Below are 22,231 nucleotides of genomic sequence, written 5' to 3'. Positions count from 1 at the left end.
AAATGAAGCCCATCATTGATGGGCTTTATTATATCAAAGGGCGCAAAACGCGATGAAAACGATTTTAAAAGTAACACTATTTAGCTTAAGTGTATTAGCGAGTAACTTTGCAACAGCAGCGCAAAATGTAGTGCTGGTAACGCTTGATGGAGTACGCTGGCAAGAAGTATTTAATGGGGCTGATAATAGCTTAATTAATAATACTGATTTTGTTAAAAAGCCAGAGCAATTAAAGACCCTGTTTTGGGCAAAAACAGCAAATGAGCGCCAGCAATTACTAATGCCTTTTTTAACGCAAGTAGTGGCTAAAAAAGGGATTATAATTGGCGATAGAGCTAACGGCTCTACTATGTCTGTAAGTAACCCGTGGTATTTTTCATACCCTGGTTATAACGAAATACTCACCGGTGAAGTTGACGAAAATATAAATAGTAACAACAAAGTGCTCAACCCAAATAAAACTATTTTAGAGCGTTTAGATAAGTTACCTGAGTTTAAAGATAGCACAGCCTTATTTGGTAGTTGGGATGTATTCCCATACATTGTAAATACTAAGCGCAGTAACGTGTATGTAAATGCAGGTTTTATGTCAATTGAAGAGAATTTATTCACAGATGCGCCACTGTTAAATGCGCTACAAAACGAAATCCCCAGTCCTTGGTATAACGTACGACTAGACAGTTTTACGTATCGCTTTGCTAAAGCGTATATGTTGGCTAAAAAGCCTAAGTTGTTAGTGATAAGCTTAGGCGAAACCGATGACTTTGCGCATGATGGTCATTACGATCAATACCTTAAATCGGCAAGGCAAAGTGACGCGTTTATAAAAGACTTATGGGCAACCATTCAAACTACAGCGGGTTATAAAAATAACACCACACTAATTATTACTACTGATCACGGCCGTGGCAATAATGCCAACGATTGGCAACATCACAGCTCTAAACGTGCACTTGCTGAGCTAGAGTTAGGTGAAAATACCTACCCAGAAGGAATTATCGGCTCTGAACATATTTGGCTTGCAGCCATTGGCCCCGCAATAAAAGGTAGTGGCTTAATTAAAACTAAAAATGAGCTTAAACAAGCGCAAATAGCGGCGACCGTTTTAAAGGCGCTTGGGCAGAATCCAAATGAAATAAATTCAAATATGGCGCCTGCTATTAGCGAGATTTTAAAATGAAGAACCTATTAAAACCATTAACCCTAACTGCCTTGGCGTTGAGTTTGGTTATTAGCGCAAGTATTACTGCCGCGCCATCTAAAATTCTATTTGGTTCGTGTGGGCATCAAGATAAAAACATACCCATATTTAATGCAATTAACAAAGAGCAGGGGGATTTGTTTATATTTTTGGGTGACAATATCTACGGCGATACCAACGATATGGATGTACTTGCCGATAAGTACCAACGTTTAGGGGCAAAGCCTGGTTTTAAAACGTTAAAAGTGCAAACGCCTATCATTGCTATGTGGGATGACCACGATTATGGCCAAAACGATGCAGGTAGAGAGTATCCGCATAAAGAGCTATCACGTCAAATTATGCTTAATTTTTGGGATGAACCTGTAAACTCAGCGCGTCGCACTCGCCCTGATGGAATTTATACCTCGTACATGTATGGTGAAAATGAGCAAACCATACAAGTAATAATGCCTGATTTACGTTGGAATCGTGATGCGTTAAACCATGTAGGTGAGCTTGAATACTACACTAAACGCAAGTTAAATAACCAAGGCCCGTATAGTCCCAGTGAAGTGAAGGGTGCATCCATGTTAGGTGAAGCCCAGTGGCAATGGCTTGAACAAGAGCTTAAAAAGCCTGCTGCAATTAAATTGATTGCCTCAAGCTTACAGCTTTTACCCGATTTTACAGGTTGGGAGTCATGGGCAAACTTTCCTGAAGATAGAAACCGTTTATTTGCATTGATTAAAAAGCATAAGGTAAATGGGGTCGTGATCATCAGCGGCGATACGCACTGGGGTGAAATATCAAAGTATCAGCAAAATCTTGATTACCCATTAATTGAGATGACCAGCTCTGGCTTAACTGAAAAATGGAAAGACGTAAGCCCTAACAAACACCGAGTAGGGGATTTTACTCATAACGTAAATTATGGTGATTTAAGCATAGACTGGCAGCAAATTGATCCCACTATTTCACTTAAATTAAAAGGCGTTGATGGCGAAGTAATAATGCAAAGTGACTTTAGTTTATCAAGTATTAGCCCTTATAAATAAACTCACTACTACGCACAGTATATAAAATAGATGCTGTGCGTATAAAAATCTGTAAATTAGTTCTTAACTCTCTGATTTATTAAAGCCAATTACCCGTTTGCGCTACCCCTAATATTGAAAATATCTTACACTGGTTTTATCTCAAGCAAGGTCAGTGTTATATGCTAAATATTATTCAATCAAACCGGATGGAAGCCCTGCAAGCGCAGTTCCACCAGCTGTTAAAAGTAAACCCATTGCAAAGCCCGTTCGACAAAGAAGTAGTGCTAGTGCAATCGCCGGGTATGTCGCAGTGGTTAAAAATAGGTTTGAGCGAAAACTTAGGGGTTGCAGCGCAGGTTGATTTTCCGCTGCCGTCGAGCTTTATTTGGCAGTTGTATCAGCAATTGCTGCCAAATGTCCCTAAAGAGTCGGCATTTAATAAGCCCAACCTTGCTTGGAAACTGTTTGCAATTTTACCAAACTGTATTGACGAGCCATTATATTTGCCGCTAAAAACCTATTTAGAAGGCGATATAGGCGGGCAAAAAACCTTCGCGCTGTGCGAAAAAATAGCCGATGTGTACGACCAATATTTAATGTACCGACCGCACTGGATAGCCACATGGGATAGCGGCAAAGATGAGCTTGATGACGTAGATGTAGCCATTGCCCCATGGCAACCTGATTTATGGCGACGCATTGTAAAGCTAAGCCAAGAACTTGGGCAAAGCCAATTTCATCGCGCTAACATGCAAGGGCAATTACTTGCAGCACTTGAGACCATGGACAATAGCTTACTGCCACAACGCATTAGTTTATTTGGTATATCGGCGATTGCCAGCTCCCAGCTTGAGGTATTTGAAGCGCTGAGTAAAAAAACCGAGGTTATATTATTCTTTTTTAACCCAAGTGAGCACTACTGGGGCGATATCATAGATGAAAAAACAGCAGCTAAAATAAGCGCTAAATACGCTAAAATGCCGCTGGTGGAAGCGCAACAAAAAAAACAAACCAATCCAGACGAAGAATACTACTTTATAGGTAATCCGTTGTTATCGTCGTGGGGTAAATTAGGTCGCGACTATTTTGAACAACTTGTACAGTTAGATGCCCGTTGGATTGATGGTTTTATTGATGTGTTTGACGACACCTTACTAGGGCAAGTACAAAGCGAGATTTATCAGCTTGCGTTTAAAGGCGAATCTCTTACCGATAACAAAGAGTGGTTTATAAACGACGAAGGTAAGTTACCAATCAGCACAACCGACACCAGTATTACGCTCAGCGATTGCCATACACCGCTTAGAGAAGTTGAGCGCTTGCACGACTACTTACTTAACTTATTTAATCAAAACCCAACGCTTACCCCCAAAGACATAATTGTCATGATGCCCGATGTAGGCATTTACAGCCCCTACATTGAAGCCGTATTTGGCGGGGCACAAGGCAGCCGCTTTATTCCTTACGCATTGGCCGATTTAGCCATAGAGCAAGAAAAGCCCGTCCTTAGCTCATTTGCGAGTTTAGCTAACTTACCGTTTTCGCGCTTTGGTGTGTCGGATATTCTCGATTTATTACAAGTGACGCAAATAGCCGAAAAATTTGGGCTTGAAGCACACGAGTACGAGCAAATTCAATACTGGCTTGAACGTGTTGGGGTTAAATGGGGTATAAACGCAGCGCATAAAAGCAGCTTTGATTTACCCGCTATCGATTTAAATACCTGGCAACATGGGCTCAACCGTTTACTGCTCGGCATTGCCATGCGCGACGAACAATGCCCGTTTAACGGCATTTACAGCGCTGATGAAGTAGAAGGCATGGCGCTTGATACACTCAACAAGCTCGTGCATTTTATTGATGTACTGCAAAGCTTTAAAGAGCAGTTAACGCCCGACGATACGCTCACTAATAAAGCGCATATTTTAAGCGAGCTGTTAAACGCCATATACGAAAGTGAAAGCGATGACAGCTGGGATTTATTAGTACTTCAAAACGTGCTCGAAGAGTTACAAAAACACCACGACAACGGCGATTACAGCAAGGCGGTTTCGCAGCGTATTGTTAGTTATTTAATTAGACAAGGCATTCAAGAAAAAGGCGTGGGGCAGCGGTTTTTGGTCGGGCAAGTAAACTTTTGTACGCTTATGCCCATGCGCGCCGTACCATTTAAAGTGGTATGCATGCTGGGCTTAAACGATGCTGACTACCCGCGTAACGTACAACCTATTGGTTTTGACTTAGTGCCTTACTCTAAAAAGCAAAAAGGTGACCGATCACGTAAATTAGATGACCGCTACTTATTTTTAGAAGCACTACTGAGTGCCCGCGACAACTTATACATGAGTTACATTGGTCGCTCGTGTTTTGATAACCAACCGCGCATGCCATCAACCCTTGTAAGCGAGCTGTTAGAATATATTGGGCGTAGTTTTGTATTAAGCGAAAAGAGTGAGAAAACGCTGCCCGCATGTCTAATTAATCAACAGCATTTACAGCCCTTTAATAGCCATTACTATTTAGCCGATGAGCAAGCAAATACTGTACTGAGCAACCACAGTTACAATCCAATTTGGCTGCCAAGTGAGTCAATAAAACCACAGCCGGTTATTGCGCTTGATGTGATTGTGCCAGATCAGTTAGATCTCGATGTGTTTATTAGAAGCGTGTGCAGCGCACAAGAGAGCTTTTATCAACAAACATTAGGTTTGCGCCTGCCACAATTTAACGAAGTAGCAAAAGACGAAGAACCCTTTAGTTTAGATGCGCTGCGCCGTTATTTTTACCTTGATGAAATACTCGAAGCAAACATAAACGAGCAACCACTGAGTACCGAGCAAATACTGCAGCGAGGTGAGTTACCTCAAGCCAATGTAGGCAGCCTCATATTTGAGAGTATGGAGCACCGAGTTGATGCGCTTGCAGGGCAAGTAAAAGAGCAGATTAAAGGCGGAAAAAGTGAGCCGATAGAAGTTTTGCTTACCATTGAAGACACTAAAATAGAGGGCTGGCTCAATCATGTGTATTTGCAAAAACAAGTGTTTTACCGCAGTGCGAGTATTAAAGCGAAAGATTTAATTAAAGGCTTTATTTATCACCTCGCAGCGCAAAGTATGGATCAACAAGTAGAAACATTGTTACTTGGGCTTGATAAGCAAATTACCTTTGCGCCAATTAATAAAGCTGATGCCGATGCATTGTTACTTGATTGGTTTGAGTTATACAAAGCGCTGCGCGCAGAGCCTGTGCCGTTCTTTCCGGTAAGTGGTTATGAATACGTTAAAAGCGGCGGCGATATAACAAAAGCAATGAGCAAATTTAGCCCGCAATACATAGGGCGAGGTGAGGGCGAAAATCCGTATATTCGCTTAACGGTGCAATCGCTAAACGACTGCCAAGAAGAATTTATAAAATGGAGTGATAAATTGCTCACGCCGTTATTTGAACACGCAAAGGAGAGTGACCATGCAAGCACTTAATCCTCTTACTATGCCGCTCATTGGTCAAAGCTTAATAGAAGCCAGTGCGGGTACTGGTAAAACTTATACAATTACGGGGCTGTATTTACGTTACTTACTAGGTATGCAAATAGAGGGTGAGTTAAATACGCCGCTTAGTGTTGAGCAAATTTTGGTAGTAACCTTTACCGACGCTGCTACCCAAGAAATTAAAGACCGCGTACGCAGCCGAATTATTGCTGCGCGCGACGCATTGCTTGGGCAAGACCCAAACGACGAACTCATTGAAGGCGTAATTGCCAAAATTGATGATAAGCACCGCGCGTTTGATTTACTCGATGCAGCTGCTAAATCAATGGACGAAGCGGCTATTTTTACTATTCATGGCTTTTGTCAGCGGATGCTAAAACAACATGCGTTTGAGTCGGGAGTGGCGTTTAATCTCGAATTTATTTTAGATGAGCGCGACATATTACTCGAAACTATTAAAGATTTTTGGCGTGCGTTTGTATACCCACTTAACAAAGAGCGCACCGATGCTATTTTAGATGTATTTTCCGCACCCGAGGCTTTATTCGCTCAAGTGGCGAGCATTTTAAATAAAGCTAATGCGCACATTACGCCACAAATAAAATTAGACGATGTATGGAAAGCCCGTGACGAGTACATAACCCGTGTACCCGCATTTAAAAAAGCGGTGTTAGAGCAAGAGTTTATAGGTGCTATTATAGGCTCGGGTTTGAGTGGGTCTAAAACGCCAGCACGAAAAGGCAGCCTTGGTGCGCTTGAAGCATTTTGTTTAGGCGGCGATTTGTTTTTTGAATTTGGCACTAGCAAGTATTCGTTTGAAGTGTGGAGTACAGAAAACCTAAGCGATGTGAGCAATTATAAAAAAAATCAGCCATTATTTGTGCATCCATTACTGAGTCAGTTTGACGAGCTTGCCGCCCTTAACAACACCATAAACCAAGGGCTCAAAATAGCGGTTGTACAACATGCAGCACGCTGGGTAAAAGCCGCAATAGTTAAGCGCAAGCAAGAGCAAAGCGTGATCACCCCAGATGACTTACTGACCAATTTACACAGTGCGCTTAATAACGAGCAAGGCGACGTACTGGCGCAAAAAATTGCGCAATTGTTTCCGGTCGCCATGATTGATGAATTCCAAGATACCGATCCGATTCAGTACGGTATTTTTAGTGAAATTTATGGGCAACAAAATACTACGCTTGCCATGATAGGCGACCCAAAACAGGCTATTTATGGCTTTAGGGGCGCTGATATTTTTACGTATATTGGCGCAAAAGAAGCTGTACAGACTGATCAGCAATTTACGCTGGGTACTAACTTTCGCTCAAGCACAGATATAGTAAATAGCGTTAATAGTTTATTTGGCAAACACGCTAACAGCTTTATTTATAACGACGCCATACCGTTTAACGCAGTAGCTGCTAAAGGTAAAAAAGCGGATGACTCTTTTTTAATTGATGGCAAACCCGCGACCGCATTCGAATTTAATGTATTTGTGGATGAAGCCGCTGATGAAAAAAACAAACCAACCAACAAAGGTGTAGGGCAAGCACATTTAGCCACTCACTTTGCTAATAAAATAGTGACCTTGCTTGAAAAAGCAAAACAGGGGGACGCGTGTATTGGCAGTACCCCTGTAAGCGCTGCCGATATTTGTATATTAGTGCGCGACCGTGTTGAAGCGCAAATAATGAAAAAAGCGCTAGATGATGCCAAAATTTCCAGCGTGTATTTATCACGAGAAAGCGTTTTTAGCCAAGAGCTTAGCCATCACCTACTTAACTTTTTAACGGCGCTGCATGGTCAATATGACGAGTCATTGCTGCGCGGTGTTTTAGCAGGTCCACTATTTTGTTTAAGTTATAACGAAATACACGCACTCGCCGATGATGAAAATAAATGGCAAGACTACTTAAACTTTTTTGCACAACTTAGCCACATTTGGAACAAGCAAGGCGCTATGGCAATGCTTGAGCGCTTAATGAGCCACAACCAACTTAGCGCTAAATGGCAAGGTTTAGGGTATAACGTAGAGCGTTGGCTGACGGACTTTAGGCACTTGGGCGAAATACTTCAGCAAAAACAAATAGAGCTTGAAGGCACGCTGCGTTTACTGCGATGGTTTGCACAAAAGGTAAGCCAACAAGACGGTGAAACAGTACAAGTACGCCTAGAAAGTGACGCCAACTTAGTTAAAATTGTCACTATGCATGCCTCAAAAGGGCTTGAATACCCACTGGTATTTATGCCGTTTGCCAGTGGTTATCGCGAAACAAAAGAAGCGCTTTATCATAATAATGGCAAGCTAGTTTACGATTTAAGTAAAGACGAAGATGCCCTTCAAAAAGCAGAACAAGAACGCCTAGCTGAAGATTTACGCCTGCTTTATGTAGCACTTACTCGCGCTGTGCATTTTTGTGCGCTTGGTGTTTATAATATAGGGCAAGGACAAAGTAGCCGCTTGGCTATGCAAAGTAGTGCACTTGGGCATGTTTTATTTGCAGGGCTTGAACTTGCCAGTAGCCAAACATGGCGCACGCATTTAAGTGAGTTTTGCGACGCTAACAGCGCGATGAGCTATCAGCAGTTTACCTCACAAACGTTATTAGAGCAGGGAACACTTTGTTTTAATAACAGTGAAAGTGCGCAGCAAACGTTAAGTGTTAATAAAGTAACGGCAAATATTGAGCGTAACTGGCGAGCAACCAGCTTTAGTGCGTTGAGCTTTAAAAAGCACAGCGACCAATTAGCCCCAGGGCGAAGTGATGAAGATCACGAAAAAGACGAGTTTGCAGTGCAAGAGGACGAACTACCATCACCTTATAGTTTTCCTAAAGGGGCAAAGCCTGGTAGTTGTTTACACGAAATATTTGAACAAATAGATTTTACTAGCCCAATAGTTCACCCAACTAATACTGAGCAAAACTTATCTGAGGTAGTTAAGCGCAGCCTTGAAAAGTACCACATAGGTGAGCAATGGCGAGAAGTGGCTGAAAAATGGGTGCTTGATGTTCTTGCGTGTCCCCTAGATAACAGCCTTCTTTCATTGGGTGTGCTTACACCCAATGATTGCCTAGTCGAAATGGAGTTTAATTTACCCCTTGAGAGCTTAAGTGCACCTAGGCTAAACGAAATGCTAATTAAACATTTTGGTTTTGCACAAAGTAAGCTTGAATTTTCGCAAGTAAAGGGCTTGTTAAAAGGCTTTGTCGATTTAATATTTTGCTACCAAGGCAAATATTATATTTTAGATTATAAGTCTAATTATTTAGGTAGCACGCCAGCGGATTACGAGAGCGACATGCTTGAGCAAGCGATGAGCAGTCATCAGTATCATTTACAGTATTTAATCTACACGGTAGCGCTGCATCGTTTATTAAAACAACGTATAGCTGATTACTCGGTAGAAACCCATTTAGGCGGCGTGTATTACACGTTTTTACGTGGGATGCCCGCAGGGCAAGGCGTGTACTTTAAAAAGCTAACTGAAGAACAAGTGATTATTTTAGATGGCTTATTTAGCCAAGGAGCCATGCTATGAGCGATTTAAATGAGCAACCTGGCTTGTTTGACGATATAGACGAGACACTTAATAATGAAGCCGTAGAGCCTCTTACTTCAAAAAATGTAGCACAAGATGCTTCATTAGAGGACATTGTGTTAAATAATACGATTATCGAAGTCCCGTTACTTGAATATTTATTAGCGCAAAATCGACTACGTGTGGTTGATGTTAAACTCGCAGAATTACTGTGTGCTAATGACATTGAGCAAACTCATAATGAGCTGTTTTATATTATTTTATTACTTTGCTTATCGCAGCAAAGTCAGCATAGCTGCCTAACTTTAAATGAGGTTGATTGGAATAATCCTTTTAACTTGCGCAATAGTGACTTTAATAAACTCGATGGCAATGTACCCAGTACGCTAAGCCCGTTTGGTGATGACTTTAACGTACACACAGCGCTTAGTTATTTACAAAGCCATGAAAGCGTAGGCGAAAATAAACCACTGCAACTGTTTAACGAGCGACTTTATTTTGCGCGCCTTGCCGGTTATGAGCAAACACTCGCGGATAGATTACTAAGTATGAGCGAGCGAAAGCTCAATATTAACAATGAAGTATTGGCTGAACTTTTAAATACCTATTTTCCTGCAGATTCTGCAATTGAAACTGATTGGCAAAAAGTGGCATGTGCGATTGCCGCCACCAAAGGCTTTAGCGTGATCACGGGTGGTCCTGGGACAGGTAAAACTACCACAGTGACTAAGTTACTGGCTATTTTACAGTCACTTTATAAAACCGCGCCGCTTAGCATTAAGCTGGTGGCACCGACTGGTAAAGCCGCTGCACGTTTAAGTGAGTCTATTTTGGGCGCTAAAAATATGCTCACAACGATTCCTGATGATATAAAAACGCTGATACCGCAAAGCGCCCAAACTATTCATCGCTTATTAGGCGTAAAACCGTTTACTAATAAATTCAGACATAACAAAAGCAATCCGTTGCATTTAGATGTACTAATTATTGATGAAGCCAGTATGGTCGATTTATCGCTGATGGCTAAATTAATAGAAGCACTTCCTGCGCACGCGCGATTAATACTCCTAGGTGATAAAGATCAGCTTGCCTCGGTAGATACCGGCAGCGTAATGAGCGATTTATGCCAAGGTTTAATACTTGAGCAAACGCCAAGCTACTCGCAAGCACGTTGTGATGAGCTAAATAGCTTATGTTTTAATAATGAGCCTAAGCTCGTAGCGCAAAGCGTGAGTGAATTTAAACTCGCAGATTGCGTTGCCTTTTTACAGCACAGTTATCGATTTGATGCACAAAGCGGCATTGGTCAACTCGCACTTGCGGTAAACACCAATAACACCGGTATTTTAAATTACGTTGAGCAAGAAAGTACTGAAGGGCGTTTTAACGATGTAATTTTAGATTACGACTTTGTAGCAAAACCGATTGAAAAGCTTGTTAAAAGTGCAGCAAGTCATTATGCAAAATACCTTAACTTAATTGCCCAAGGTGCAGATGTTGCACAGGTGCATGCTGCTTTTGCTAGTTATCAGCTTTTAGCTGCGGTACGAGAGGGCGATTACGGCGTGCATAGCTTAAATCAGCGAATAGAGCGCGTATTGCAACAGCAAGGTTTAATAACAGTTAGCCCTAATACTCACCACTATACGGGTATGCCTATTATGGTGAGCCAAAACGATTACCAGCTTAAGTTATTTAACGGTGATATTGGTATTTTAATGCCTGATGAAAGTAATCAACTCAAAGCCATATTTATTGATGAGCAAGGTAATCAACGAGCATTTTCACCTGCACGACTCCCTGCGCACGATAAAGTATACGTAATGACTATTCATAAATCACAAGGCTCAGAGTTTAGTTACACCGCTATGGTATTGCCACCGCTAAAACAAGCGCGTATGGGTATTAACCGGCAATTGGTGTATACGGGGATAACCCGCGCTAAAAATAAGTTTGAACTGGTGGCTGACAAAAAAGTACTGCAACTTGCAATGAATAAGAGCGTATCAAGAGCATCTGGTTTATATGAAAGGTTACAATTTTAAGCTTAGTTTGTATTTTTGATTAATAATTTAGCTTCAAACTGCTTGTTATTTATCGCGTTATTATAAATGTCTTCTATACTAAAATTAATTTTATATTGAATGTGTTAGTAAGGATATTAATGTTTTTTTCTAAAAATAAGCAAAATGAAATAGCCTCTTTAAAAGCAGAACTCTATCCGTTACGACAAGTGTGGGAAGGGCTTTACCGAGAGATGTTAGTACTAAACATTCTTTATGATGGTAGAATTTCGCACGCTAATGATAGGTTTTTAGAAAACTTAGGCTACAACGAAGACGATCTTACTAATAACTCTTTTGATGATTTTATTACTGAGTCGTCTCGTCAATCTTCAGAATTTAAAAGCCTACAGCAAGCTATAAAAAAAGAAGGACATTGGGGAGGTGCATTACAAATTGCGCGCGGTGATGGTAAAGCTGAATGGTTACGTTTAATAGTACACCCAGTAAAAGGTGAGCAAGACCAGCTGCTCTATTTTTCTATATTCGGGAGTGTACTTACAAAAACAATTACAGCTTCTCGCGAGCAAAGCGACACTATTAAAGCAATATATCGCTCTATGGCTGTAATCGAATTTGATTTAGAAGGACATGTTTTAAAAGCTAATGATCAATTTTTGGTAGCTATGGGCTATAAAGAAAGTGAAATTATAGGCAAGCACCACCGTACATTTTGTGAGGGATCAGAAGCAAACTCTCAAGAGTACTTGCAATTTTGGACTAAGTTGCGGGAAGGAAAATTTATTGCGGAACGTTTTAAGCGCGTAGATAAACATGGCAATATTGTATGGTTAGAAGCGTCATACAATCCAATCTCAAATGATGCAAATGAACTTTATAAAGTAATGAAATTCGCGACAGTTATTACAGAGCAAGTAAATCAAGAAATAGCAATATCACAAGCGGCCGAAATTGCTCATGGCACCTCAACCCAAACCGATAAAAAAGCAGAGCAAGGTGCGCTTGTTATACAAGATACAGTCGCTGTTATGACTGAGTTGGCCGTTAACATGGAGCAAGCTGCTAGTGAAATATCAGCGCTCGATCAGCAGTCACAACAAATTGCGAGCATTGTACAAAGTATCAGCAGTATTGCCGAACAAACAAATTTATTAGCGTTGAATGCCGCAATTGAAGCAGCTAGGGCTGGAGAGCAAGGTCGAGGTTTTGCTGTTGTTGCAGACGAAGTAAGGTTGCTTGCATCGCGTACCTCAAAAGCAACAGAAGAAATTGTTGAAGTTGTGCAGCGTAATCAATCACAGACACAAAATACGGTGGCTGTAATCGAGAAAGGTAAAGAGAAAGCAGAGCAAGGTTTAGCATTATCTAAAGAGTCAGGTGATGTGATGCAGGAAATTCAGCAAGGTGCGCAAGAAGTTGTGAATGCTATAGGGCAATTTACTAATGAACTTAAAGCCAATGGTTAGCCTAATTGTCTCCTCATTTTAAAGCCGGCCTTCCTAAAGCACTTAAACATTAAAGGTTTAAATGCTTTAGAAAAACTTAGCCACATTTGCATTCATAAACACGAAGCTAACCGAATTAGTTTAATTTTAATACTCCTCAGTGTAATCTTTTAAATCAGTCCAATAATTTCAAATTTAACAATTATCGTTTTGTTAACCCATTAATAAATGTGAAATAAATTATTTTCCAACACAAATGATAATAAAATGTTGCATTTTAGTGGTTTGTTCCTAATACTGTTGAATGCCTGAGCTGACAAGCTCAAGTACATTGAACATGAATACCTTAAATATAAATAACCTGAGCTTTAGATAGTAAATCTATCTCAAACTGCTACTTCAGCGCCAACTGCGATTACAACAGATCCACTACTGACGAGTGAATTAGCCTTGTTTTCACTGAAAATCGCTGGCTTAGAGAAAAACAAATTTGACTATCATTGTGGTTCAATATGTTAGTAAATCTATTAGTTAGAGTTGAGGTTAAATAGTAAATATAAAACACACCACATTAAGGAATTGTATGAACAACAACAAACGCACACACAAACTAATAAAACCAAGCCATTTACTTGGTGCGGGACTCGCTATGTTAATGAGTTTTTCCGCTGCGAGTAAAGATTACAAAATTATATTAATTCATGGCTTACAAGTGTCGCAAATAACAAATAAATCAGGCAGTGATGTTGTCAATGATGGTGAAACATATTGGCAATCGTACTGGAATAATCGCGCTGACGAACGCATTGATTGGCCTTCATACGAGCGTGTAGAGGGTAAAATAGCCACTGATTGGGTTTGGCCTAAGTTGAAACAAATTTCGCGTTCTAATTTGTGTAACGATGGCTGTGTGCTTGTAACTCATTCTACAGGTGACTTAGTTGCACGCCATATTATTGATAATCAAGAAAACTGGTTAGAAAACGCGGGGCTACAACCGCTTAATATTGTTGCTACGTTTGATTTGGCAGGGGCTGGCGGTGGAAGTGAGCTCGCTGATATTGCAGTGAGTGCATTAACCGGTGCTTCATGGAACTTTGCGATAGATGCTGCACTCAAATGGTGGTTAGGCAGCGATGTAACGCAAGCAATTGGTGTATTACACGATTTAAAAGTAAATAATGCACGTAAAATTTCACCATTTCCTGACGCACGCACACCACGCTTACGTTTTGTTGCTGATGGTAATGCATACTTAGGCCTAACGGGTGGTTTTTTAAGAGGTAACGATGACTCCGTTGTAGCATCACACTCATCATGTGGGGCAAGTTCTGTAGGATCGTTTGGAAGCTGTAGCCGCAGTATCGATACAGATGGACAGTTAGATTCACAAGGCGATGCAGTAACAAGCTTTATGCCAAACCATTATCCTATGATGATGAGTGATAGCTATAGCCACAATGAAATTCATAATGCACAACGCAAAGGTAATGTAACTATTGCGATGAATAATGTGAATGTTGATGGCCAAAACGTAGGTTTTAATACGTTTGATGAATCAACAGGTACTTGGTTTTGGAAAAAACAATACCGGTACATAAAGGATTCTAATAATTTAAGTGCATCGGCGCTTATTTATAATGTGATTCCATAATATAAAAGCGTGCAGTTACTAACTGCACGCTTTATGCAGGATATGAATATAGCCTATGAAAAAATTTTATCTGATCACTTTAATCATTAGCGTTGCTTTATTTGTGCTGTGGTTTACAAATAATAATGACTCAAAAAAACTGGATGAGACAGAAAAAAAACCAATATCAAAGTCTCTTAGCGCCCCAAATACAGATCCTGTAAAAGTAATAGCCATTGATGTACCTAAAGTAAAAAAAACACCATCTAAACAACAAATTGCTTTTAATGAAGATTTAACAAAAGCAGCTGAACAAATAGTTATGCAATACGAAAGTGCACTTAAATTTCCTCCTTATTCTCAACCGTTGAGCACATTAGATGAGGATCGTCTAAAGCCAAACCAGTTTTATCCGGTATCGAGCCCAATTGACGAAACTGGCTCTGCGCTTACGTTAAGCCTTGAGCAGTATCGTTTTGTATACCCAGAAGAAATAAGGTTAAATGTAAGCGCGCAGGGGCTCGGTAAAGTGGTGGTTGAGCTGGCAAATACAGACACAAAAGAGGTATTAAATACTCATACTGGCAGTGCACACGAAGGAGAGGCGAGTATAACGTTTAAAGCTAAAGAAGATTATCCTCGTAGTTTACAATTGTTTGTAGAGGCTGATGTGGCAGGTAAAAAAGTACCCGTAGTTGCGCAAATTCAATATATGCCACCAAGTGCAACCTTAATTGGCTTTAATACAGCTTATGCACAAAATGAAAATATGCTTATACCAGCAAATCTAACCGTCATAAAAAGCGGTTTATATCGGGTGAGAGCTAATTTATATAATGGTGATACACCACTAGCTCATTTAGTATCAAAGAAGAGGTTAACGCAGGGGAATCAAACACTTAATCTAAAAGCTCACTGGTCTGTATTACCACAAGGTATTACAGAAATGCGCTTAAGTGACTTTGTTGTTGAGAGAATGTCACCAAGCCCAGGTGAGCGAAACAGCTTTGGAAATAGTGAAATAAGTCAATTTGATATTAACGATTTTTCGTACGATAGCTTGCAGCAATTACCCTATCAGGCTAATGCACAAGAAAAGCTGAGCTTGGAGTTTTTACAAGGCTTAGCTGAAAGTTGAAAATAGAGCGTAATACTAAGTTGTTAAATTTTAAGGGTTTGTATATAAATACAAACCCTTAAATTAGTTAGCTTAGATTTATAGTAACAACACTTGGCGTTTCTTGTTCATCAAGTTCATTAGTAACAGGCACTTTAGGAATGTCGGGTTTATCAAGGGCGATATCACCACCATTAATTACTTCACCGGTTTGTAAATTTTTAAAATCAAATAGATCAGCATCGGCCAAATGCGAAGGAACTATATTTTGCATTGCAGTAAAAATGCTTTCTATACGTCCTGGGTGCTCAGCATCCCATTTAGCAAGCATCGCTTTTGTATGTTTACGTTGTAAGTTTTCTTGCGAGCCACATAAATTACAAGGAATAATAGGGTAACCTTGTGCAAATGCGTATTGGGCTATATCGGTTTCTCTGCAATATGCAAGCGGGCGAATAACCATGTGCTCACCGTTATCACTCATTAATTTAGCGGGCATACTCTTTAGTTTACCGCCGTAAAACATATTTAAAAACAAGGTTTCAATCATGTCGTCGCGATGATGGCCAAGCGCAATTTTTGTAGCACCTAGCTCTTTTGCTGTGCGGTATAAAATACCACGACGTAAACGAGAGCAAAGTGAACAGGTTGTTTTCCCTTCAGGAATAATATCAGTCACAATACTGTAAGTATCTTCTTCTACAATTTTGTATTCAACATTTAATTTATCAAGGTATTGGGGCAATACATGCTCAGGAAAATCTGGTTGTTTTTGATCAAGGTTTACAACAACTAGATCAAACTTTATTGGTGCAACACGTTTTAAATGCTGAAGCATTTCAAGCATTGTATAGCTGTCTTTGCCACCTGATAAACACACCATTATACGGTCACCTTCTTCAATCATATTGAAGTCCATAACGGCTTGACCAGTTTGGCGACGTAAACGCTTTTGCAGCTTATTTAAGTTAAATTGAGCTTTAGCTTGATCTGAGTGTGACAATTACGCCCCCTAGTAAAACAATGCAGCAAAGTTATTTGCTAAAAATAAAGGGGCGTATTATACCCAAACCACCTGAATATGCGAGTTTAGGATGTAATTAAACGCGGTATTTTTAGCAAGTAAGGTACGTGCTGTTATTTGCTAAAATATTTTTTGGTTAATCTAGCTTTTTTGCCAACGGGCTTACGTAACCATCGGGTTTAAGTGCCAATACATCGCAGTCAAGGCTATCAATTACATGCTCTGCAGTATTACCTACAAGTGCTGCACTTAAACCTGTACGACCTACAGTACCAATAACAACCAATTCACTATTTAATCGCTTAGCCACATCAGGAATTACATCCTCTGGTAAGCCTTCTTCAATAAAACATTGTTCTTGGCTTAAATTAAATTCAGCGGCAAGTTCATTGGTTGATTCGTGGTGATGTTTTTTAACTGATTCGTTATAAAGTCCAGGGTTAAACTCAGGGATTTCGATAGCGATATTAACGGGGGTTGCAGGGTAGGCATTAACTAAATTGAGTGTTGCATTGGCGAGTCCACATAAAAATTGTGCATCTTTGATAACTCGTTTATTAAGTGCTACATGTTCTTCGTTTTCACTAACTGCATTTACAGCAGCTAAAATATTTCCGTTTGCTGGCCATGCCATTTCTTTTACAAACAATACCGGAGCTGGGCATTTACGTACTAAGTGCCAATCTGTAGGGGTGAAAATAACGGATTTAAGTGCACCATGTTGATGTGTGCCTTTAATTACTAAATCGTACTTTTCATCAATTACGGCATCAATAATAGCTTCATAAGGGCGGTTATGCCATACAACTTGAGTTTCAATACTTATATCTTTGTAGGGAGAAACCAAATCACTTAGCCATAGTTCGCGGTCTTTAACAACAGCGTCGCGCATAGCTTCTCGTTCATCGCCAGAGAGCATTGTGGTCATTTCATAAGAGAAGTCATAAACCGTCATAAAGGCGGTAATACTTGCGCCAGATTTCTTAGCTAAATCTATTGAACGTGCTAAACCGTGTTGATCGTCTTTGGTAGGGTCAATAACTGCAATAATGCGTTTAATAGTGTCCATGTGCTACTCCATTTACTTAACGGGTGTATTTTTAGTGTAACGTAAATACAAAACAGTTAAAGGGGTAGCACATAAATTGTTGTTCTAAATCAAACTATTTTATTTAGCAAGATTTAACAATTGCTGCGGCTTTAGCTAATGCATTGTTATCTAAAATAGTAATAAATTTACCTTCTACTTTAATTAAGTCAGCTTTTTGAAAACGGCTTAATAAGCGGCTAATAGTTTCTACGGTAAGGCCTAAGTAGTTACCTATTTCACCACGAGTCATGGTAAATCTAAATTCTTTACGCGAAAAACCACGCTCACCAAAACGCTCTGACAGGTTATAAATAAAACTAGCTAAGCGTTCTTCTGCTGATTTTTTATTAAGTAATAACAGCATTTCTTGATCGTATGTAATCTCACTGCTCATTAAACGCATAATTTGTTGACGAAGTTTTGGTAATTTACCAGCAAGTTCATCAAGTGTATCAAATGGAATTTCGCATACCATTGACGTTTCGAGTGCTTGCGAAAAGCTCTGATGCGCCATTTTGCTTATCGCGTCAAAGCCCACCAAATCGCCCGCTAAATGAAATCCGGTTATTTGCTCATCGCCTTGTTCTGATAGTGTATAAGATTTAAATGAACCTGAACGTACTGCATAAATAGCTTGTAAAGGGGCACCTGATTCAAATAAGTAGTCGCCTTTATGGAGTGGTTTTTTTCGCTCAATAATTTCGTCAAGCTTATCCATTTCTTGGCCATTGAGTGAAAATGGCAAACACAATTGACTGATACTGCAGTTATTACAGCTAATAGCACAATTGCTTTTAGCGCGACTTTGAGAGAAATCCATATTTTAATCCGTTTTTAATTTTTATGCACGACGTTGTCTAGATTAGTGTACCAGCTTGTCGGTTGCAATAATCAATAAGTAGATACCATACCAAATTATAACACTGCCTAATACAATGCGAGTCCATGGATGGTTAATAATACTATTTAGCTTTTGTGCGGTGATACCTAGAGTGATCATTGCCGGAAAAGTACCTAAAGCAAAACAAAGCATCACTAAAGCGCCATCTAAAGCACTTGGACTAGTCATCGCCCATGTAAGCGCTGAGTATACAAGTCCACAAGGCAGCCAGCCCCACAATGCACCGTAACCTAGGGCTTTAAAAGGAGAGTTAATAGGCATTAAATATTTATTTAGCTTAACAATGTGTTGCCATACCAAGGTTTTACCTATTTTCTCTAACCACTGCAGCGTAGGGCCCAAGCGCATTATATATACGCCGACTAGGAGCATAAAAATAGCTGCAATGAATGAAAGGGCTAAAGAAAAAGACGTATTTTGCCTAGCAAATTGACTGCTAATACCAGCAACAAGCGCGCCTGCTGCCATGTAGCTAAGTGCGCGTCCAATATTATAAGCAAATGAATAGGTAAATGTTTTACGTTTATCGCTTGCCAGTTGTAATGAGCTTGCAATACCGCCGCACATAGCAATGCAATGGCCGCTACCTATTAGCCCCATTAAAAATGCACTGGTATAAAGAGGATCAATCATTACTTTTGTTGTGTTGCTCTTTGTCGTCTTCAAACAAAATACTATGACCTTGTTTGTTTAAATCAGAAAACTGCTCACTTTTTACGGCCCAAAAAAACACGCCAATAGCAATAATGACAAACAAAATGGCAATGGGGATCAAAATGTAAATTATGCTCATAACTTTAATAGCCTTAGTGAATTACTAATCACAATAATGGAGCTGGCAGACATGCCAATAACAGCCATCCACGGAGCAACTAAGCCTAATGCCGCCAATGGTAATATGGACGCATTATACAATAAAGACAGTGCAAGGTTTTGCTTAATAATACGTCTTGTTTGTTTTGCCACATTGAGTAAATGATCGATTGAAGCTAAATCGCTATTAAGAAGCACTACATCGGCGCTATTTTTTGATATGTCAGCACCTGTTTCCATTGCAATGGATAAGTGTGCACTGGCAAATACAGGACTGTCGTTTACGCCATCGCCGACCATTGCAACTACTTCGTTTTGTGACGCCCATTGTTCAACGGCTGTTTGTTTATCTTGTGGCGAACATCCAGATTGCACACTTTCAAGGTTGAGTTGTTTAGCTACTTTTTGCCCAGCATCTGATGCGTCACCAGTTAACATATGACACGTTAAATTTTGCGATTGAAGTGAGCCTATAAGCTTTTGAGCATCGTTTTTCACTTTATCAATAAAGTAAAAACGTGCAACAACTTGCTTATTAATATACAAGCTTGCTTGTGCATTTGATTTTTTGCTATCAAACCAACCACTTTTACCAATTGCGTAATGATTGTTTGCATCTTGTGCGCTAATTCCCAGACCTGGGTGTACTTCAACGTTATCAAGGTTGTGGTGAGCAGGGGTAATTTCATCAAAAGCACTGGCGATAGGGTGTTCAGAATAACGCTCTAACATAGCTGCCATATCTAGCACTTGCGCTTTTGTGTATTGCTTATCGATTATATCCACTTCATCAAGGCTAAATTTACCTTGGGTGAGCGTGCCTGTTTTATCAAACGCAAATAACGTAATTTGTGAGAGTGTTTCGAGCACATGCGCTTGTTTTATCAACACGCCTTTACGAGTAAGTGTTGCAACCGCGCATGTAAGTGCGGTTGGTATCGCTAAACTCAGGGCACATGGGCAGGTAGCAACTAAAACCGAAATGGTGATCCAAAATGCGTGTTCAGGGTCAATTTGGTACCAGCCAATAGCTGTAAGTGAAGCAAATATAAGTAAAGACGCAATAAACCATTGCGCAACTTTATCTGTAATTTCAACCAGTTTAGGGCGCTTGGTTAAAGCGTTATGTTGCAGGCGTATAATTTGGTTTAAAAGCGTATTTTGACCAATTTTATTAATTTTTATTTCAATAACGCCGTCGTGGTTAACGCAACCGGCGTAGACATTGTGACCAATAAATTTAGTGACAGGCTGGTGTTCTCCCGTCATCATTGATTCATCAACCGTAGTTTTACCTTTAATAAGTTCGCCGTCGGCCGGAATTGTTTCACCGGCTTTAATAAGCACTACATCATTAAGCTTTAGTTTTTTTGCTGCAATTATAAGTTCTTCGCCACTTTCGTTAATGGTGCGGGCTGTTAATGGCAATAATTTTTGTAAGTTGGCAGTAAATTCGCTCGCTTTTAAACGCGCTCTAAATTCAAGGTACTTACCTAATAAAAGTAAAAAGGTAAACATGCACACAGATTCAAAATACACTTCGCCGACTTGCATAAATGTGGCGTAACAACTTGCACCAAACGCACAAAAAATAGCCAGTGATACGGGTAAATCCATATTGAGCTGTCTTGCTTTTAGTCCATTTATAGCATTGGTTAAAAAGGGCAGTGCACTGTATAAAATAACCGGAGAGGCTAGTACTAAGCTGATCCATCTAAAATACTGCTCAAAATTGCTGTCCATGCCGGAGAACATGCCAAAGTACATGGCAAACGCAAACATCATAACTTGCATGGTCATTAAGCCTGCAACACCTAAGCGGCGAATATAGGCTTTTGCAGTTTGCTGTTTTTGTTGTGCTTCAATATCTGATTGAAACGGGTAGGCTTTATAACCAATTTTAGCTAAGGAAGTAATAACTTCACTTAATGGGGTGCTAGTTTTGTCCCATTGGATCATCGCGCGATTGGTAGATGTGTTTACATCAACACGTTTTACTGAGGTTAAATTTAAAAGTTGTTTTTCGATTAGCCATGCACATGCTGCGCAGGTTATACCTTCAACGCTCAACAATACTTCTGAGATATTATCGTTAGTGGCTATAAATTCGTCTTGAATGTCTTCGTTGTCGTAACTTTTTATAAATGCGAGTTGCTCAGGTACTAGCTGTTCGACTTTTCCAGCGCGAACGGTTCGGTATTTATAATAATCAGTCATGCCTTGATCAACAATATTTTGCGCAACTGCTTGGCAGCCAATGCAACACATCGGCTGGGCTTTATCGTCAATGATAACGTTTGCGCTAAATCCGTTTGGCACACTTTCAAGGCAATGAAAGCAAAAGTTAGACATAGTAATGACTACTTATAGTTAGGATTAACTAAAACGGTTTCAGCCGTCGGTAGAACAATGTTCTCTTTTAGTTTCCAACTACCATCAATTGGCTCAATAAATACAGAATATGCACCCGATGTGTACTCATTAAGTAATGCAGTAAACTCTTGATTGGCATTAGGCGTAAGTGTTGCCTCAAAGTCATGCGCTTTAATAGTACGGTGGTAAAACGAAAGTTTTAAAACATGTACGTTGCTGCTATCGCCTTTTGTAAATTTAAAGCTTACACGTTCATTAGTAACATTTAATTCGCCGTGTAAATAAAGTGCTTTTGCTTTTTCAAACTTGGTTAATTCTAAGTTTATTGCTTTCCCTTTTTTGTAGTAGTCGTCAACAACCATATCTGGGCCGTTACCTATCGCCGTAATAAACAAGCTAATACAGCCAATAATGGCAACTAACGGAAAAAAGATTAAAAACCAAGGCCAAAAATTTTTATACCACGGAGTAGGTTGCATAGTGTCTCTAAAATTAGTTTAGGAAGCGTTATTTTATAGGAATTATACGTAAAAGACTAAAAAAAAGCCTCACAGTGGAGGCT

15 protein-coding genes are annotated in these 22,231 nt (G+C 39.9%); 8 read left to right on the top strand and 7 right to left on the bottom strand.

The genetic code is table 11. From position 1 onward, the window contains the following. Nucleotides 1-52 precede the first annotated feature (52 nt). The 8 genes from DC53_RS19485 to DC53_RS19520 all read left to right on the top strand — a co-directional run bounded on the left by DC53_RS19485 (nt 53) and on the right by DC53_RS19520 (nt 15,489). Nucleotides 53-1,180: an alkaline phosphatase family protein gene (locus DC53_RS19485; RefSeq protein WP_033028317.1), complete on the top strand. Its 1,128-nt coding sequence runs from the start codon at nt 53-55 to the stop codon at nt 1,178-1,180. Further along, nucleotides 1,177-2,238, top strand: a complete 1,062-nt coding sequence (locus DC53_RS19490) for an alkaline phosphatase D family protein (RefSeq protein ID WP_033028316.1) — start codon at nt 1,177-1,179, stop codon at nt 2,236-2,238. Before DC53_RS19485 ends, DC53_RS19490 begins: the two co-directional genes overlap by 4 nt. Before the next feature lie 161 nt (nt 2,239-2,399). Beyond that, nucleotides 2,400-5,699 carry an exodeoxyribonuclease V subunit gamma gene (gene recC, locus DC53_RS19495; RefSeq protein WP_033028315.1) on the top strand — a complete coding sequence of 1,100 codons (3,300 nt, stop codon included), beginning with the start codon at nt 2,400-2,402 and terminating at the stop codon, nt 5,697-5,699. Next, on the top strand, nt 5,686-9,249 hold the full coding sequence (recB, locus tag DC53_RS19500; RefSeq protein ID WP_033028314.1) for an exodeoxyribonuclease V subunit beta: 3,564 nt from the start codon (nt 5,686-5,688) through the stop codon (nt 9,247-9,249). Before recC ends, recB begins: the two co-directional genes overlap by 14 nt. After that, nucleotides 9,246-11,294 (top strand): exodeoxyribonuclease V subunit alpha, encoded by a 2,049-nt coding sequence (gene recD / locus DC53_RS19505; RefSeq protein ID WP_033028313.1) that lies wholly within the window; start codon nt 9,246-9,248, stop codon nt 11,292-11,294. The genes recB and recD overlap by 4 nt, the downstream gene beginning before the upstream one ends. 119 nt (nt 11,295-11,413) lie before the next feature. Further along, nucleotides 11,414-12,739 carry a methyl-accepting chemotaxis protein gene (locus DC53_RS19510; RefSeq protein WP_033028312.1) on the top strand — a complete coding sequence of 442 codons (1,326 nt, stop codon included), beginning with the start codon at nt 11,414-11,416 and terminating at the stop codon, nt 12,737-12,739. Nucleotides 12,740-13,301: 562 nt separating this feature from the next. Next, entirely contained in the window at nt 13,302-14,372 is a 1,071-nt protein-coding gene (locus DC53_RS19515; protein ID WP_007375307.1) for a hypothetical protein, read from the top strand. Nucleotides 14,373-14,427: 55 nt separating this feature from the next. After that, nucleotides 14,428-15,489, top strand: coding sequence for a hypothetical protein (locus DC53_RS19520; protein WP_033028311.1), 1,062 nt, complete (start codon nt 14,428-14,430; stop codon nt 15,487-15,489). Nucleotides 15,490-15,556: 67 nt separating this feature from the next. Here the strand turns inward: DC53_RS19520 and ttcA are convergent, their stop codons facing one another. The 7 genes from ttcA to DC53_RS19555 form a co-directional block, all read right to left on the bottom strand. Next, complete coding sequence (ttcA, locus tag DC53_RS19525) at nt 15,557-16,471, bottom strand: tRNA 2-thiocytidine(32) synthetase TtcA (protein ID WP_033028310.1); 915 nt, start codon at nt 16,469-16,471, stop codon at nt 15,557-15,559. A 157-nt stretch (nt 16,472-16,628) separates the two neighbouring features. After that, on the bottom strand, nt 16,629-17,561 hold the full coding sequence (uspE, locus tag DC53_RS19530) for a universal stress protein UspE (RefSeq protein WP_007375304.1): 933 nt from the start codon (nt 17,559-17,561) through the stop codon (nt 16,629-16,631). 103 nt (nt 17,562-17,664) lie between these two features. Then, the gene (locus DC53_RS19535) at nt 17,665-18,402 is read right to left on the bottom strand and encodes an FNR family transcription factor (protein WP_007375303.1); all 738 of its coding nucleotides are present in this window, start codon (nt 18,400-18,402) and stop codon (nt 17,665-17,667) included. A gap of 42 nt (nt 18,403-18,444) precedes the next feature. Then, a complete protein-coding gene (locus DC53_RS19540; RefSeq protein WP_033028309.1) occupies nt 18,445-19,116 on the bottom strand; it encodes a sulfite exporter TauE/SafE family protein in 672 nt (223 codons plus the stop codon). Continuing rightward, entirely contained in the window at nt 19,109-19,276 is a 168-nt protein-coding gene (gene ccoS, locus DC53_RS19545) for a cbb3-type cytochrome oxidase assembly protein CcoS (protein ID WP_002963071.1), read from the bottom strand. The genes DC53_RS19540 and ccoS overlap by 8 nt, the downstream gene beginning before the upstream one ends. Next, a complete protein-coding gene (locus DC53_RS19550; protein WP_033028308.1) occupies nt 19,273-21,648 on the bottom strand; it encodes a heavy metal translocating P-type ATPase in 2,376 nt (791 codons plus the stop codon). The genes ccoS and DC53_RS19550 overlap by 4 nt, the downstream gene beginning before the upstream one ends. Nucleotides 21,649-21,656: 8 nt before the next feature. Beyond that, nucleotides 21,657-22,148, bottom strand: a complete 492-nt coding sequence (locus DC53_RS19555; RefSeq protein ID WP_033028307.1) for a FixH family protein — start codon at nt 22,146-22,148, stop codon at nt 21,657-21,659. Between the last annotated feature and the right edge of the window lie 83 nt (nt 22,149-22,231).

Source organism: Pseudoalteromonas fuliginea (genome assembly GCF_000690055.1).
GTDB lineage: Bacteria > Pseudomonadota > Gammaproteobacteria > Enterobacterales > Alteromonadaceae > Pseudoalteromonas > Pseudoalteromonas fuliginea.
Note: the sequence above shows the minus strand (reverse complement) of the source record. Positions and strands in the feature narration are given on the sequence as shown.

Coding starts and splice junctions, on each gene's coding strand:
- DC53_RS19520 (WP_033028311.1), top strand. CDS start 14,428: ATGAAAAAATTTTATCTGATCACTTTAATCATTAGCGTTGCTTTATTT.
- recC (WP_033028315.1), top strand. CDS start 2,400: ATGCTAAATATTATTCAATCAAACCGGATGGAAGCCCTGCAAGCGCAG.
- uspE (WP_007375304.1), bottom strand. CDS start 17,561: ATGGACACTATTAAACGCATTATTGCAGTTATTGACCCTACCAAAGAC.
- recB (WP_033028314.1), top strand. CDS start 5,686: ATGCAAGCACTTAATCCTCTTACTATGCCGCTCATTGGTCAAAGCTTA.
- DC53_RS19555 (WP_033028307.1), bottom strand. CDS start 22,148: ATGCAACCTACTCCGTGGTATAAAAATTTTTGGCCTTGGTTTTTAATC.
- DC53_RS19515 (WP_007375307.1), top strand. CDS start 13,302: ATGAACAACAACAAACGCACACACAAACTAATAAAACCAAGCCATTTA.
- DC53_RS19510 (WP_033028312.1), top strand. CDS start 11,414: ATGTTTTTTTCTAAAAATAAGCAAAATGAAATAGCCTCTTTAAAAGCA.
- DC53_RS19490 (WP_033028316.1), top strand. CDS start 1,177: ATGAAGAACCTATTAAAACCATTAACCCTAACTGCCTTGGCGTTGAGT.
- ccoS (WP_002963071.1), bottom strand. CDS start 19,276: ATGAGCATAATTTACATTTTGATCCCCATTGCCATTTTGTTTGTCATT.
- recD (WP_033028313.1), top strand. CDS start 9,246: ATGAGCGATTTAAATGAGCAACCTGGCTTGTTTGACGATATAGACGAG.
- DC53_RS19485 (WP_033028317.1), top strand. CDS start 53: ATGAAAACGATTTTAAAAGTAACACTATTTAGCTTAAGTGTATTAGCG.
- DC53_RS19535 (WP_007375303.1), bottom strand. CDS start 18,402: ATGGATTTCTCTCAAAGTCGCGCTAAAAGCAATTGTGCTATTAGCTGT.
- DC53_RS19550 (WP_033028308.1), bottom strand. CDS start 21,648: ATGTCTAACTTTTGCTTTCATTGCCTTGAAAGTGTGCCAAACGGATTT.
- DC53_RS19540 (WP_033028309.1), bottom strand. CDS start 19,116: ATGATTGATCCTCTTTATACCAGTGCATTTTTAATGGGGCTAATAGGT.